This window comes from Alphaproteobacteria bacterium, assembly GCA_040218575.1.
In the GTDB taxonomy this organism is placed as follows: Bacteria; Pseudomonadota; Alphaproteobacteria; order JAVJRE01; family JAVJRE01; genus JAVJRE01.
Genome location: JAVJRE010000004.1, coordinates 1 through 16,006, shown reverse-complemented (window position 1 = coordinate 16,006; position 16,006 = coordinate 1). Strand labels below are relative to the sequence as shown.

Below are 16,006 nucleotides of genomic sequence, written 5' to 3'. Positions count from 1 at the left end.
TCGCACCGCCAGATTCCGCAAGAACCTTCGTGATCGCCGCCGTCAGCGTCGTCTTCCCATGGTCAACATGACCAATAGTCCCAATGTTGCAGTGCGGCTTCGTCCGCGAAAACTTCTCCTTCCCCATCGGTCAGGATCTCCGTTGCTCTGGCGTCAAACGCGTCGGTTTAAACAAGACAGTTGATGCCTAGGCCATCTTGGCGCGGACTTCGGCCGCGACAGCCTGGGGCACCGGTTCGTAATGGTCGAAAGTCATGGTGTAGGTCGCGCGCCCCTGGGTCATGGAGCGCAGCGTGTTGACGTAGCCGAACATGTTGGCCAGCGGCACCATGGCCGCCACCGCCGAGGCATTGCCGCGGGAGTCCATGCCCTGCACCTGGCCGCGGCGGCTGTTGAGGTCACCGATGACGTCCCCGGTGAAATCCTCCGGCGTCACCACCTCGACCTTCATCATCGGTTCCAGCAGAACAGGACCCGCCTTGGCGATGCCCTCGCGATACGCCGCGCGGCCGGCAATTTCAAACGCCAGAACGCTGGAGTCCACATCGTGGAAGGCGCCATCGAACAAGGTCGCCTTGAAATCGATCATCGGGAAGCCGGCCAGAACGCCGGCCGCACGCGATGATTCCAGGCCCTTCTCGACGCCCGGGATATACTCGCGCGGCACATTGCCGCCGCGGATCTCGTTGACGAACTCGTAGCCGCCACCGGGCTCCAGCGGCTCAAAGCGTATCTGCACCCGGGCAAACTGACCCGAGCCACCGGTCTGCTTCTTGTGGGTATAGTCGATCTCTGCGGTGCGGGTGATGGTCTCGCGATAGGCCACCTGCGGCGCACCTACATTGGCCTCGACCTTGAACTCCCGGCGCATGCGGTCAACCAGCACCTCAAGGTGCAGCTCGCCCATGCCCTTGATGACGGTCTGCCCGCTTTCCTCATCCGTCGCCACCTGGAAGGACGGATCCTCCTGCGCCAGACGGTTGAGAGCGACCCCCATCTTCTCCTGGTCGGCCTTGGTCTTGGGCTCCACCGCCACCTCGATCACCGGATCGGGGAAGTCCATGCGCTCCAGCATCACCGGATGCTGCGGATTGCACAGAGTGTCGCCGGTAGTGGTGTTCTTCAGCCCGACCAGAGCGACAATGTCGCCAGCCGAAGCTTCCTTGATTTCTTCGCGATGGTTGGCGTGCATCAGCAGCATACGACCAACCCGTTCACGGCCATCCTTGACCGTGTTGAGCACGTTGGCGCCGGTTTCCAGCACACCGGAATAGATACGGATGAAGGTGAGCGAGCCGACGAAGGGGTCGGTCATGATCTTGAAGGCCAGCGCGGCAAAAGGCTCTTCATCCGAGTTTGTGCGCTTGATCTCGTCGTCGGTTCCGGGAACCACGCCGCGGATCGGCGGCACGTCGGTCGGCGATGGCAGATAGTCAACCACCGCGTCCAGCAGCGGCTGCACACCCTTGTTCTTGAAAGCGGAGCCACACAGAACCGGCACGAAGGCGCCACCAAGCGCGCCCTTGCGGATGCAGGCGCGAATGGTCTCCGCCGACGGCGTCTCACCTTCGAGATAGGCCGCCAGGGCCTCGTCATCCTGCTCCAGCACCGTTTCGATCAGGTGCTCGCGCAGGCTGGCCGCCCGCTCGGCCATGTCCGCCGGAATCTCGCGATATTCGAACTCCGCACCAAGGGTCTCATCCTTCCAGATGATCGCGCGGTCCTCCACCAGATCGACCACGCCGGCAAATTCCGCCTCCGAGCCGACCGGCAACTGCAGGATCAACGGGGTCGCGCCCAGACGGTCGACGATCATGTCCACCGTGCGGTCAAAATTGGCGCCCATGCGGTCCATTTTGTTGACGAAGCAGATGCGGGGCACGTGATAGCGGTCGGCCTGGCGCCAGACCGTTTCCGACTGCGGCTCGACACCGGCCACACTGTCAAACACGGCAACCGCGCCGTCGAGAACACGCAGGCTGCGCTCCACCTCAATAGTGAAGTCCACATGGCCCGGCGTGTCGATGATGTTGATCCGGTGATCGCGCCAGAACGTCGTCGTCGCGGCGGACGTGATGGTGATGCCGCGCTCCTGCTCCTGCTCCATCCAGTCCATCGTCGCGGTGCCTTCATGCACTTCGCCGATTTTATAGGCCTTGCCGGTATAGAACAGGATGCGCTCAGTCGTCGTCGTCTTGCCGGCATCAATGTGGGCCATGATGCCGATATTACGATAATGATCGAGTGCCGTAGCGCGGGGCATTGAACTGAACCTTTCAGAGGACGCCGGCCGGACGAAGCCGGACTACCAGCGGTAGTGGGAGAAGGCGCGATTCGCCTCCGCCATGCGATGAGTGTCTTCGCGCCGGCGCACCGCGCCGCCACGATTATTTGCGGCATCCATGATCTCGTTGCTCAGACGCTGCTCCATGGTCGGCTCGGAACGCGAACGGGTGCTGGAGATCAACCAGCGGATGGCCAGTGCCTGGCTGCGGTCGGTACGAACCTCTACCGGCACCTGGTAGGTGGCGCCGCCTACACGTCGCGAGCGGACCTCAATCGACGGCCGCACATTGTCCAGCGCCTGGTGAAACACCTGCACCGGATCAGCGGCGCCGCGCTCACGGATGCGATCAATCGCGCCATAAACGATGCCTTCCGCGACGGACTTCTTGCCGTCATTCATCAGGCAATTCATGAACTTGCCGAGCGTTTGGTCGCCGAAGCGCGCATCAGGCAGAACCGGCCGCTTTTCGGCCGCGTGACGACGGGACATCTGTACCTCCCTAACGCGGCCGCTTGGCGCCGTACTTCGACCGGCGCTGACGGCGGGCGGCGATGCCCTGGGTGTCGAGCGTACCGCGAACGATGTGATAACGCACGCCGGGCAGATCCTTGACGCGGCCGCCACGGATCAACACGACGGAGTGCTCCTGCAGATTGTGCCCTTCACCAGGAATGTAGCTGATGACTTCCTCGCCATTGGTCAGCCGCACACGGGCGACCTTACGCAGCGCGGAGTTCGGCTTCTTCGGCGTCGTCGTATAGACACGCAGACACACGCCCCGCTTCTGCGGGTTGCCGTGCAGCGCCGGCGCCTTGTTGCGCACCGGTGGCGACTTGCGCCCGTTGCGAGTCAATTGATTGATTGTCGGCATTTCCGTCCCGTGTGTCCTGTCAAACCCGGCCTGGCTTCACTTCAACCCCGTCTCACCACACCGGACACCGCCGGCGTTTGCCCCCACCTTGAACCGGAGGACGCTTTCAGCCTGCTCGCACACTGCCGGCTTGCACACTGCCGATCCGAACGACCCGGATAGGCGGCCGTGCCAGCAAACAGCCCGTTTGCAAACACAAAACAACCAGGGTGCAACCAGCGGCCCCCCGCCTTGCACCCTGCGGATCGTCGCCGGTTTTCCCGGCCGTTCCTGGCCGGTTTCCCGGCCTGGTTCTTTATGGTCTTCGCCGCAATTCGGCCCCGAATCACCATCAGGCAGTCCGGGCCCCAGCGGCCGGCGCATACTATGGAGACGGCACCGGGCCGTCAAGGAAATGCTGGCGGAATTACGGGCTTTTCCACCCGGCGCTTGGGACCCGGCCCGGCCGGCCACCGCAGCCGGCAAAATCCGCTCATATCCGGCGGCGGGGGCCAGCCGGCAAGGGTCAGCCGGCAGGCCCGGGTCCCGCAATCTGGTGGACCAACCCGGCGGGCCAATATGGTGGACCGGCCCGCCGCACCCATGCGGTTGCCACCCCACCACTGCCGCCCGCCTCTCCACACCCGGCAAGACCGGGACACCGTGGAAAACCGGGCTTTTCCGCCCCTGATGGACCGCCGGCAGGCGACCGGGCGTCAGGCCGCGCTGGACTGTTCCGCCGACTCAGCGGCCGCCTCGTCCGCTGCCGCCGATTCGGCCAGCAGCGCCTGGCGCGCCTCTTCCGCCTCTTCCAGCCGGGCCTGGAACTCCTTGTCCTCCGCCGCGGCGATCTCGCGCATGCCGGCGATCATACGGCCGGTGCCGGCCGGGATGAGACGGCCGACGATGACATTTTCCTTAAGGCCCGACAGTTGGTCGATCTTACCGTTGACCGCCGCCTCGGTAAGGACGCGGGTGGTCTCCTGGAACGACGCTGCCGAGATGAAGGAGCGGGTCTGCAGGCTGGCCTTGGTGATGCCCTGGAGCACCGGCGTGCCTTCGGCCAGCACACCGCCGTCAGCCGCGACGCGGACATTGACCTCGTCCAGCTCCGCCCGATCCACCTGTTCGCCGGCCAGGAAGGTGCTGTCACCCGGCTTGGTGATCTCCACCTTCTGCAGCATCTGCCGGACAATGACCTCGATATGCTTGTCATTGATCGGCACACCCTGCAGGCGATAGACGTCCTGGATTTCCTTGACCAGGAAAGCGGCCAGGGCCTCCAGCCCCATGACCCGCAGGATGTCGTGGGGAACCGGGCTGCCATCCAGCAGCAGGTCGCCCTTCTCCACGAAGTCGCCTTCCTGGACGCTGATGTGCTTGCCCTTGGGGATCATGTACTCCACGGTTTCGACGCCGTCCGCCTGGTCGGCCTCGCTTGGCGCGATGGAGATGCGACGCTTGGTCTTGTAGTCCTTGCCGAACTCGATGCGGCCATCAATGTCGGCCATGACCGCATAGTCCTTGGGCTTGCGCGCCTCGAACAGCTCCGCCACCCGCGGCAGACCGCCGGTAATGTCACGTGTCTTGGAGCCTTCCCGCGGGATACGCGCCAGCACATCACCAGCCCGCACAGACTGGCCGTTCTCCACACTGAGCACCGCATCGACGCTGAGGAAGTAGCGCGCCTCCAGTCCATTCTCCAGTTTCAGCACCTCGCCCTTGTCGTCGCGCAGCGTAATCCGCGGACGCAGGTCCGAACCGCGCGGCTGCTGTTTCCAGTCAACGACGACGCGGTTGGTGATGCCGGTGGCTTCATCCATCACTTCACGCAGCGAGACATTGTCCACCAGGTCCATGTAGTGGGCGAAGCCTTCACGTTCCGTAATGATGGGCAGGGTGTATGGATCCCATTCCGCCAGGATCGTGCCGCGCTGGACGCTGGCGCCATCATCGGCCCGCAGACGAGCGCCATACGGTACGCGATAACGACCGCGCTCGCGGCCTTCGCTGTCGGTCAGGACAATTTCCGTGTTGCGTCCCATGACAACCGGCGCGCCATCGCTGGCGATGACCACGTTGCGGTTGCGGATATCAATGACGCCGTCGTGTGCCGCCTCGATGCTGGACTGCTCGGCGCCCCGCTGCACCGCACCGCCGATATGGAAGGTGCGCATGGTCAACTGAGTGCCCGGCTCGCCGATGGACTGGGCCGCGATGACACCGACCGCTTCACCCATATTGACCGGCGTGCCACGCGCCAGATCGCGGCCATAGCAGGCGCCGCAGACACCGACCTGGGACTCGCAGGTCAGAACGGAACGGATCTTCACAGTCTCCAGCCCGGCCGCCTCAATCCGCTCGGCATCAGCCTCGCCAATGAGCGAGCCAGCCTTCTGGATGAGTTCGCCCGACACCGGATCATGAATATCCACTGCCGCCGACCGGCCAAGGATACGCTCTGACAGGGGCACAATGATGTCCGATCCTTCCACCACCGCCGTCACCGTCAGGCCGGCCTTGGTGCCGCAGTCAGGCTCGGTGATGATGCAGTCCTGGGCAACATCCACCAGACGGCGGGTCAGATAGCCGGAGTTGGCCGTCTTCAACGCCGTGTCGGCGAGGCCCTTGCGGGCGCCGTGGGTCGAGTTGAAGTATTCGAGGACGGTCAGGCCTTCCTTGAAGTTGGAAACGATAGGCGTCTCGATGATCTCGCCGGACGGCTTGGCCATCAGGCCGCGCATACCGGCCAACTGCTTGATCTGGGCGGCGGAACCACGCGCGCCGGAATGGGCCATCATGTAGACCGCATTGGGCCCTTGCGAGCCATGAGTGGAGGACATTTCCTTCATCATGGCGTCGGCCACAAGGTCGGTGCACTGCGACCAGGCATCCACCACTTTGTTGTAGCGCTCGCCATGGGTGATGAGGCCTTCCTGATACTGCTGCTCATACTCCTTGACGCGTTCCTGCGCATCATTGACCAGCTTGGCCTTTGCCGCCGGCACGATCAGGTCGTCCTTGCCGAAGGAAATGCCGGAGCGCGCCGCATGAGTGAAGCCAAGCTTCATCACGCGATCAGCGAAGATCACTGTCTCTTTCTGGCCGCAGTGACGATAGACCTGATCGATGACGCTGGAGATTTCCTTCTTGGTCATCACCCGGTTGATAACGTCGAACGGCACCTTTGGTGTGCGCGGCAACAGGTCTGACAAAAGCAGGCGACCGGGGGTCGACTCGACCCGCTGAACAACCGGCTTGCCGGCCTCGTCCACCGTGCAGTACCGCCCCTTGACGCGGGCATGGAGGCTGACCGAACCGGCACCGAGCGCCTGCAGAATCTCACTGGTGTCGGTGAAGGCCATGCCTTCGCCGGTGGCACCTTCCGATTCCAGCGTCAGATAGTAGAGACCCAGAACGATATCCTGGCTGGGGACGATGATGGGATTGCCGTTGGCCGGACTGAGGATGTTGTTGGTGCTCATCATCAGCACCCGCGCCTCCAGCTGCGCCTCCAGCGACAGCGGCACATGGACCGCCATCTGGTCGCCATCGAAGTCGGCGTTGAACGCGGCGCAGACCAGCGGATGAAGCTGGATCGCCTTGCCTTCCACCAGCACCGGCTCGAAGGCCTGAATGCCCAGGCGGTGCAGCGTCGGCGCGCGGTTGAGCAGCACCGGATGCTCGCGGATTACCTCTTCCAGAATGTCCCAGACCTCAGGCCGCTCCTTCTCCACCAGGCGTTTGGCCGCCTTGATGGTCGTCGCGTGGCCATAGAGTTCCAGCTTGGCGTAGATGAACGGCTTGAAAAGCTCCAGGGCCATCTTCTTGGGCAGGCCGCACTGATGCAGCTTGAGCTCCGGGCCGACGACGATGACCGAACGGCCGGAATAATCCACCCGCTTGCCCAGAAGGTTCTGGCGGAAGCGCCCCTGCTTGCCCTTGAGCATATCGGACAGGCTCTTGAGCGGCCGCTTATTGGCGCCGGTGATAACCCGGCCACGCCGGCCATTGTCAAACAGCGCATCAACGGATTCCTGCAACATGCGCTTTTCGTTACGCACGATGATGTCCGGCGCCCGCAGCTCCATGAGCCGCTTCAGCCGGTTGTTGCGGTTGATGACACGACGATAGAGATCGTTCAGATCAGACGTGGCGAAGCGGCCGCCATCCAGCGGCACCAGCGGACGCAGCTCCGGCGGGATGACCGGGATCACCTCCATGATCATCCACTCCGGCTTGGTACCGGAATCGAGGAATGCCTCAATCAGCTTGAGACGCTTGACCAGCTTCTTGCGCTTGGCCTCGGACCCGGTCTCGCGCAGTTCCGTGCGCGTCTTCTCCCGCTCCTCCTCCATATCGAGGGCGAGCAGCATGGTGCGCAGAGCCTCGGCGCCGATCTCCGCCTTGAAGGAATCCTCACCATATTCGTCCTGCGCCGTGAACAACTGCTCCTCGTTGAGAAGCTGGCCCTGCTTGAGGGCCGACAGGCCGGGATCCGTGACGACAAAATTCTCGAAGTAGAGGATGCGCTCCAGGTCGCGCAGGGTCATGTCCAGCAGCAGGCCGATACGGCTCGGCAGCGACTTGAGGAACCAGATGTGAGCCACCGGCGAGGCCAGCTCAATATGGCCCATGCGCTCACGCCGCACTTTGGACAGAGTCACTTCGACGCCGCACTTCTCACAGATGATGCCGCGGAACTTCATGCGCTTGTACTTGCCGCACAAACACTCATAGTCCTTGATCGGACCGAAGATGCGGGCACAGAACAGGCCATCCCGCTCCGGCTTGAAGGTGCGGTAGTTGATGGTCTCCGGCTTCTTGATCTCGCCGAACGACCAGGAATGGATCCGTTCAGGGCTGGCGATCGAGATACGCAGCTGATCGAAGCTTTGCGGGCCAGGGGTCTGGCTGAAATAATTGACGACTTCGTTCATTCATCTGCTCCCGGATATTGCCCGGCTCCTGAGAACCGGACAGAAACATTGAGGGCGTGGGCCTTCGACGACGGCGCGCGATCAGGCCTGGCCCTGCTCCAGTTCCACGTTGAGGCCAAGCGACCGCAGTTCCTTCATCAGGACATTGAAGGACTCCGGAATGCCGGCCTCAAAATTGTCGTCGCCGCGGATGATCGCTTCATAGACCTTGGTGCGGCCCGACACGTCATCCGACTTGACCGTCAGCATTTCCTGCAGCGTGTAAGCCGCGCCATAGGCTTCCAGCGCCCACACTTCCATCTCGCCGAAGCGCTGGCCGCCGAACTGTGCCTTGCCCCCCAGCGGCTGCTGGGTCACCAGACTGTAGGGGCCGATGGAGCGGGCATGGATCTTGTCGTCCACCAGGTGATGCAGCTTCATCATGTAGATGTAGCCGACCGTCACCTCGCGGTCGAACACGTCACCGGAACGACCATCGATCAGTTTCGCCTGACCGGACGACTGCAACCCGGCCTTCTCCAGCATGGCGACGATGTCATCCTCGCGGGCGCCATCGAACACCGGCGTCGCCATGGGAATGCCATCCGCCATGTTATCGGCCAGTTGCGCCACATCGTCATCGTCATAGCCGTCCAGCGCCACTTTCAGCTGCTCAGCGCCATAGATGTCGGCAAAGCGTTGACGCAAGGCCGTGGCATCGCCGGCCCGACGATAGGCTTCGGCCAGGTCCGCCACCTGACGGCCCAGCGCATGCGCCGCCCAGCCAAGATGGGTTTCCAGAATCTGGCCGACATTCATCCGCGACGGCACACCCAGCGGATTGAGCACGATGTCCACCGGCGTTCCGTCAGGCAGGTGCGGCATATCCTCAATCGGCACGATCTTGGAGATGACGCCCTTGTTGCCGTGACGGCCGGCCATCTTGTCGCCGGGCTGCAGCTTGCGCTTCACCGCCACGAACACCTTGACCATCTTCATGACGCCGGGCGGCAGTTCATCGCCGCGCTGCAGCTTGTCCACACGGTCGTCGAAGCGCGCCTGAAGCGTTGCCACCGACGCGTCAAACTGCTTTTGCAGTTGCTCGATCTCCGCCATGCGGGAATCGTTCTTGACGGCGATCTGGCGCCACTGACCATGGGTCAGATCGGCGAGAACCGATTCGGTAATCCGGCCGCCCGTCTCCATGCCCTTGGGTCCGCTGACAGACGTCTGGTTCAGCAGAAGCTCTTTCAGGCGGGCGGAGAAACTGCGCTCGAGGATTTCCTTCTCGTCGTCCCGGTCCTTGGCCAGACGCTCGATCTCCGAGGTCTCGATGGCCAGGGCACGCTCGTCCTTTTCGACGCCGCGGCGGGAGAAGACCCGCACCTCCACCACCGTACCGGTAACGCCGGGCGGCAGCTTGAGAGACGTATCGCGCACGTCCGACGCCTTTTCGCCGAAGATGGCGCGCAGCAGCTTTTCCTCCGGGGTCATGGGTGACTCGCCCTTCGGCGTCACCTTACCGACCAGAATGTCGCCCGGATTGACCTCGGCACCGATATAGACGATGCCGGCCTCGTCCAGATTGCGCAGCGCCTCCTCACCTACATTGGGAATGTCGCGACTGATTTCCTCCTGGCCCAGCTTGGTATCGCGGGCCATGATCTCGAACTCCTCGATGTGGATCGAGGTGAACACGTCGTCGCGCACGATGCGCTCGCTGATGAGGATCGAGTCCTCGAAGTTATAGCCATGCCACGGCATGAAGGCCGCCAGCACGTTGCGACCAAGAGCCAGCTCGCCGAACTCGGTCGACGGGCCATCGGCCAGGATGTCGCCACGCGCCACGGGATCACCAACGCCGACCAGCGGTCGCTGGTTGATGCAGGTGTTCTGATTGGAGCGCTGGAACTTCAGCAGGTTGTATATATCAACGCCCGGCGCATCGCTGGAGGTCTCCTCCGTCACCCGCACGACAATGCGCGTAGCATCCACCTGGTCCACCACGCCGGCGCGGCGGGCGATGATGATGACGCCGGAATCCCGCGCCACCACCGCTTCCATACCGGTGCCGACAATCGGCGCCTTGCTGCGTACCAGAGGCACCGCCTGGCGCTGCATGTTGGAGCCCATCAACGCGCGATTGGCGTCGTCATTCTCCAGGAAGGGAATCAGGGCGGCGGCGACGCTGACCAGCTGCTTGGGTGAAACGTCCATGAGCTCAATGTCGCCAGGCGGCGACAACAGCAGCTCGCTGTGGGCGCGACAGCTCACCAGCTCATCGGCAAAGCGGTTGTCTTCGGTCAGGTTGGCATTGGCCTGGGCAATGGTGTAGCGGCCCTCTTCCATAGCCGTCAGATAGACCACCTCGTCCGACACGCGACCGTCGATGATCTTGCGGTAAGGCGTCTCGATAAAACCGTACTTGTTGACCCGGGCATAGGTCGCCAGGCTGTTGATCAGACCGATGTTCGGCCCTTCCGGCGTCTCGATGGGGCAGATACGGCCATAGTGGGTGGAGTGAACGTCACGCACCTCAAAGCCGGCCCGTTCCCGTGTCAGGCCGCCCGGCCCAAGCGCCGACAGGCGGCGCTTGTGGGTGATCTCGCCCAGCGGGTTGGTCTGGTCCATGAACTGGCTGAGCTGTGAAGAGCCGAAAAACTCGCGCACCGCCGCCGCCGCTGGCTTGGCGTTAATCAGGTCATGGGGCATGACGGAATCGATTTCCACCGTGCTCATGCGTTCGCGGATCGCCCGCTCCATACGCAGCAGGCCAACGCGATACTGATTTTCCATCAGCTCGCCGACCGAACGCACACGCCGGTTGCCCAGATGGTCGATGTCATCGATCTCACCGCGGCCGTCCTTCAGCTCAACCAGGGTGCGCGCGATCTCGATAATGTCTTCCTTGCGCAGAATGCGGACGGAATCATCCACATCAAGCCCCAGACGCGAGTTGATCTTGACCCGACCCACATCCGACAGGTCGTAGCGGTCGGGCTCAAAGAACAGCCCCTTGAACAGGGTCTCGGCCGAGTCCAGCGTCGGTGGCTCACCAGGACGCATCACCCGGTAGATCTCCATCAGGGCTTCTTCGCGATTGGTCGCTTTCTCTGCCGCCAGGGTGTGACGGATGTAGGGGCCCACATGAACATTGTCGATGGCCAGGGTGGGGATCTCTTTGATCTCCGCCTCTTCCAGCTTGGCAATGGTCTCGCCATCCAGCTCGTCGCCGGCCTCGGCGTGAATCTCGCCGGTCTTCGGGTCCACCAGATCGCGCGCCACATAGTGGCCGGCCATGTGTTCGCTGGCGACCAGACGCTCGGTCATGCCGCCTTCCACCAACTGGCGACCGCGACGCGGCGTGAACTTCTCGCCGGCCTCGACCACCACCTTGCCGGTGCGGGCGTCCACCAGATCGCCCACCAGCTTCACGCCGCGCAGGGAATCCGCATTGAATGGCGTAGTCCAGCCATTGGCGACGCGACGGAATGGGACCGTGTCATAGAAGGTGGCGAGAATCTCGCTGGCATCCATGCCGCCATTGCGCCGTTCGTCGTCGCTCAGTTCTTCACCAGCCGCCACCTTGGCCGCCGCCGCCTCGCCCCACAGTGCCATAAGCAATGTGGTTGCCGGCAGCTTGCGCCGCCGGTCGATGCGCACATTGACGATATCCTTGGCGTCGAACTCAAAATCGAGCCATGACCCGCGATAGGGGATGACCCGTGCGGCGAACAGGAACTTGCCGGACGAATGGGTCTTGCCCTTGTCATGGTCGAAAAAGACGCCCGGCGAGCGATGCATCTGGCTGACGATGACACGCTCTGTTCCGTTGATGACAAAGGTGCCGTTCTTGGTCATCAGCGGCAGATCGCCCATATAGACGTCCTGCTCTTTGATGCCGCGAATCGAGCGAGCGCCCGTCTCCTCGTCCACATCCCACACAACCAGACGCAAGGTGACCCGCAGCGGCGCGGCGAAGGTCATGCCGCGCTGTTGGCATTCCTCCACATCGAACTTCGGCGTTTCCAGTTCATAGGAGACGAATTCCAGCTCTGAACGCTCGCTGAAGTCCTTGATCGGATAGATCGACTTGAACACCGCCTGCAGGCCCGCGTCGCGACGGTCCTTCTGCGCCACGCCCATTTGCAGGAACGCGTCGTAGGAGCTCTTCTGCACCTCGATCAGGTTCGGCATGCGAACCACTTCGCGAATGCGCCCGAACGATTTCCGGATCCGTTTGTGACGAACGTCCGCCTGTGCCATGTGCTGTGTCCTGTCGGTCCTGTTTCTCTGGCCCTGGTCCGGCCCTGTGCCGGCCGGCCCGCCGCCAGCCGGCGGGCCGCTCGTCCTGTCCGACACCGGCCCCGGGGCACCCGAAGGCACCCCGGAGCGGGAGCGGACCCGAACGACCTACTTCAGCTCGACGGTAGCGCCGGCTTCCTCGAGCTTGGCCTTGATCTGGGCGGCCTCCTCCTTGCCAACGCCTTCCTTGACCGCCTTCGGCGCCGCTTCCACCAGGTCCTTGGCCTCTTTCAGGCCAAGACCGGTGACGGCGCGCACTTCCTTGATGACGTTGATCTTCTTGTCACCAATCGCGGCGAGAACCACGTCGAAGCTGTCCTGCTCCTCAGCGGCGGCCGGAGCGGCACCGCCAGCGGCGGCGGCGACGGCAACGGGAGCTGCGGCGGAAACGCCCCACTTCTCTTCAAGCATCTTCGACAGCTCCGCCGCCTCGATCACGGTCAGGCTGGAAAGGTCTTCAACGATCTTCTGCAAATCGGCCATTGCTGTGGCACTCCTGTTTCACGATACGGGTTTGTCGGCTAGGCCGCGTCCTTGCTGGCATAGGCGCCCAGTACCCGCGCCACCTGGCCGGCCGGGGCGCTGAGCACCATGGCCAGTTTCTGGGCGGGGGACTGAATCAGGCCCACGAGTTTGCCTCTCAGCTCATCCAGCGACGGCAGTTTGGCCAGATTCTCAACCGCTTTCTGGTCGAGGGCCTGCTGGCCAAGACCGCCGCCAACAATGGCGAGCTTGTCGTTCCGGTTGGCGAAGTCAAAGGCCACACGGGCCGCCGCCACCGGGTCTTCGGAGAAGCAGATCGCCGTCGGACCGTGGAACAGGTCCTTCAGTCCGGCGTGCGGGGTGCCATCCAGCGCAAGACGGGCCAAGCGGTTCTTGGTGACACGATAGCCGGCTCCGGCCTCACGCATCTTGCTTCGGAGATCCGTCACTTCCGCCACGGTCAGGCCCTTTTGATGCGCCACCACAACCAGCGGCATCGACTCAAAGGTCTGACGCAGAGCGGAAACCTGAATCTCTTTCTTTGCTCGGTCCACGTTCTCGTCTCCCAACTGTGTTTCCCGGCCGCGACATCCGCCAGGCGGACATCAGGCTGGAAACCCGGTTGTCACGGACCCGGCAACCATAGCCGGGCCCAATGCCTGCCCCAGAGTTCCAGCCGGCCGGGCCCGCCTGAGACGGACCAAACCCGCATACCCTCTGTCTCTTGCCGGCGGCTTACGCCCTTAGGCCGGACCCGAAGGCCAGGCACCCGCAGTCTTGGACAGGTCGGGATGACGGCAAAACCGCCACCCCTGGCGTCCGGTCGCCCGGACGTATCAAACGGCGCACCGGCCGCTGCCGGTACGCAAGTCCTTCACCCGCCGTCAGGCGGCGCCAATAGCGGACACGTCCAGCGTCACGCCCGGTCCCTGACTGGAAGTCAGGGCCACCTTCTTGATATAGACGCCCTTGGCGCCGCTGGGCTTGGCCTTCTGAATGGCGTCGACAAAGGCGCGCACATTCTGCTGCAAGGCCTCTTCGCTGAAACTGGCGCGGCCGATACCGGCGTGAACGATGCCCGTCTTCTCGGCCCGGAACTCCACCTGGCCACCCTTGGCATCGGTCACCGCCTTGGCCACATCATTGGTCACCGTGCCCAGGCGCGGGTTGGGCATCAGGCCGCGGGGCCCCAGAATACGTCCGAGGCGCCCCACCAGAGCCATCATGTCCGGCGTGGCAATGGCCCGGTCGAAATTCATCTCGCCGGCCTGCACCTTTTCCGCCAGATCGTCGTCGCCGACCACGTCGGCGCCGGCCTTACGGGCCTCTTCCGCCTTTTCGCCCTTGGCGAATACGGCGACGCGCAGAGTCTTGCCGGTGCCGTTGGGCAGGTTGATGACGCCGCGCACGTTCTGGTCCGCATGGCGCGTGTCGACGCCCAGATTCATGGCGATCTCGACGGTCTCGTCGAACTTCGCCGTCGCTCCTTCCTTGACCAGCCGCACCGCTTCATCGAGAGAGTAGCTGCGCGTCGGATCAATGTTCTCATGCGCCTTCTTCAGACGCTTGCCAAGTTTCGTCATTGCCTAGTCCACCACCTCAAGGCCCATGGATCGGGCCGACCCCGCAATCATCCGTACCGCCGCGTCCACATCGGCCGCGTTGAGGTCCGGCATCTTTGTCTCTGCAATTTCGCGCAACTGAGCGCGGGTGACGCGACCCGACGTGCTCTTGCCCGGCTCCTTGCCGCCCTTGTCCAGCTTCGCCGCACGCTTGAGGAAGAAGCTGACCGGCGGCTGGCGCGTCTCGAACGAGAAGCTGCGATCCCCATAGACGGTGATAACCGTGGGGATCGGCATGCCGCCCTCAAGACCCTGAGTCGCGGCGTTGAATGCCTTGCAGAACTCCATGATGTTGAGGCCGCGCTGACCCAGCGCCGGCCCGATGGGCGGCGACGGGTTGGCCTGGCCGGCCGGCACCTGGAGCTTGATATAACCTTCGATCTTCTTTGCCATCGCTCGTTCGTCTTTCGCAGAGCCGGGGACGCCTGTCCCGCAGCATCAAACCAGTTCCTAAAGCTTCTCTACCTGGGCGTATTCCAGCTCCACCGGCGTTGACCGGCCGAAGATGGATACCGCCACTTTGACCCGGGCGCGATCCTCGTCCACTTCCTCCACCGTGCCGTTGAAGGAGGTGAACGGACCGTCCGCCACCCGCACCTGCTCGCCCACCTCGAAGGTGACCGACGGCTTGGGCCGCTCAATGCCCTCCTGCACCTGATGCAGGATGCGCTGAGCCTCACTCTCGGAGATCGGCGTCGGCCGACCACGGCCACCGAGGAAGCCCGTCACCTTGGGCGTATTACGCACCAGGTGCCAGCTTTCGTCCGTCATCTCCATCTTCAGCAGTACATAGCCGGGGAAGAACTTGCGTTCGGCGCTGACCTTGCTGCCGCGGCGCATTTCCACCACTTCCTCGGTGGGTACCAGAACCTCGGCGAAGTTCTCGCCCAGGCCCTTCTGATCCGCCTGTTCGCGAATCGACCGGGCGACCTTGTCCTCAAAGCCCGAATAGACGTGCACCACATACCAGCGTAGGGCCATTTTCAGCTTCCGATCCCGAACAACAGCCGCACACCCAGCGCCATCACCTGGTCCACCGCCAGGAAAAACAGCGCCGCGGCGAACACCATGATGAACACCATCACGGTGGTCTGCGCCGTTTCCTTGCGCGTCGGCCACGTCACCTTGCCGGCTTCCTGACGCACCTGACGAACGAACTGGCCAGGATTGGGTCTTGCCATACCTCTACCCGCCCTTCCCTATCGTCCGTTTCGCCGGCCTATGGGCCGGTCCGATACTGTTTCCGGTTCCGGCGCCCCGGAGGTGGCAGGAGTGGCAGGGATCGAACCCGCAACCCCCGGTTTTGGAGACCGGTGCTCTACCAATTGAGCTACACTCCTAGAGCCGCCTGCCGGCCACTCTGACCGCTTTCGTATCAGCCAGCGTTACCCGGCGTCCTGTCTTACCCGAGGCCCTGTATTACTCGACGATGGAGGAGACGACGCCGGCGCCAACCGTGCGGCCGCCCTCGCGGATGGCAAAGCGCAGACCCTCGTCCATGGCAATCGGCGCAATCAGCGCAACGCTGATCGACACATTG

The 16,006-nt window shown here is 63.3% G+C and carries 13 protein-coding genes and 1 tRNA gene; all 14 read right to left on the bottom strand.

Annotation, left to right across the window (positions count from 1 at the left end; all coding sequences use genetic code 11):
• A partial coding sequence (locus tag RIE31_05905; protein MEQ8640121.1) for a GTP-binding protein occupies positions 1-127 on the bottom strand: 127 nt, incomplete at its 3' end.
• Positions 128-187: 60 nt separating this feature from the next.
• On the bottom strand, positions 188-2,263 hold the full coding sequence (fusA, locus tag RIE31_05900) for an elongation factor G (protein ID MEQ8640120.1): 2,076 nt from the start codon (positions 2,261-2,263) through the stop codon (positions 188-190).
• A 42-nt stretch (positions 2,264-2,305) separates the two neighbouring features.
• Complete coding sequence (gene rpsG / locus RIE31_05895; GenBank protein ID MEQ8640119.1) at positions 2,306-2,776, bottom strand: 30S ribosomal protein S7; 471 nt, start codon at positions 2,774-2,776, stop codon at positions 2,306-2,308.
• Positions 2,777-2,786: 10 nt separating this feature from the next.
• Positions 2,787-3,158 (bottom strand): 30S ribosomal protein S12, encoded by a 372-nt coding sequence (gene rpsL, locus RIE31_05890; protein ID MEQ8640118.1) that lies wholly within the window; start codon positions 3,156-3,158, stop codon positions 2,787-2,789.
• A 695-nt stretch (positions 3,159-3,853) separates the two neighbouring features.
• A complete protein-coding gene (gene rpoC, locus RIE31_05885; protein ID MEQ8640117.1) occupies positions 3,854-8,077 on the bottom strand; it encodes a DNA-directed RNA polymerase subunit beta' in 4,224 nt (1,407 codons plus the stop codon).
• Between the two features lie 81 nt (positions 8,078-8,158).
• Positions 8,159-12,322 (bottom strand): DNA-directed RNA polymerase subunit beta, encoded by a 4,164-nt coding sequence (rpoB, locus tag RIE31_05880; GenBank protein ID MEQ8640116.1) that lies wholly within the window; start codon positions 12,320-12,322, stop codon positions 8,159-8,161.
• Positions 12,323-12,469: 147 nt separating this feature from the next.
• The gene (rplL, locus tag RIE31_05875) at positions 12,470-12,844 is read right to left on the bottom strand and encodes a 50S ribosomal protein L7/L12 (protein ID MEQ8640115.1); all 375 of its coding nucleotides are present in this window, start codon (positions 12,842-12,844) and stop codon (positions 12,470-12,472) included.
• Positions 12,845-12,882: 38 nt separating this feature from the next.
• Positions 12,883-13,398, bottom strand: a complete 516-nt coding sequence (gene rplJ, locus RIE31_05870) for a 50S ribosomal protein L10 (GenBank protein ID MEQ8640114.1) — start codon at positions 13,396-13,398, stop codon at positions 12,883-12,885.
• Between the two features lie 330 nt (positions 13,399-13,728).
• Entirely contained in the window at positions 13,729-14,427 is a 699-nt protein-coding gene (gene rplA / locus RIE31_05865) for a 50S ribosomal protein L1 (protein MEQ8640113.1), read from the bottom strand.
• A 3-nt stretch (positions 14,428-14,430) separates the two neighbouring features.
• Positions 14,431-14,859 (bottom strand): 50S ribosomal protein L11, encoded by a 429-nt coding sequence (gene rplK, locus RIE31_05860; GenBank protein ID MEQ8640112.1) that lies wholly within the window; start codon positions 14,857-14,859, stop codon positions 14,431-14,433.
• Between the two features lie 57 nt (positions 14,860-14,916).
• A complete protein-coding gene (gene nusG / locus RIE31_05855) occupies positions 14,917-15,447 on the bottom strand; it encodes a transcription termination/antitermination protein NusG (GenBank protein MEQ8640111.1) in 531 nt (176 codons plus the stop codon).
• A gap of 2 nt (positions 15,448-15,449) precedes the next feature.
• Positions 15,450-15,647 carry a preprotein translocase subunit SecE gene (secE, locus tag RIE31_05850; protein MEQ8640110.1) on the bottom strand — a complete coding sequence of 66 codons (198 nt, stop codon included), beginning with the start codon at positions 15,645-15,647 and terminating at the stop codon, positions 15,450-15,452.
• Positions 15,648-15,730: 83 nt separating this feature from the next.
• A tRNA-Trp gene (locus tag RIE31_05845) sits at positions 15,731-15,806 on the bottom strand.
• Between the two features lie 79 nt (positions 15,807-15,885).
• The coding region (locus RIE31_05840) for an elongation factor Tu (protein MEQ8640109.1) at positions 15,886-16,006 on the bottom strand (121 nt) is incomplete at its 5' end.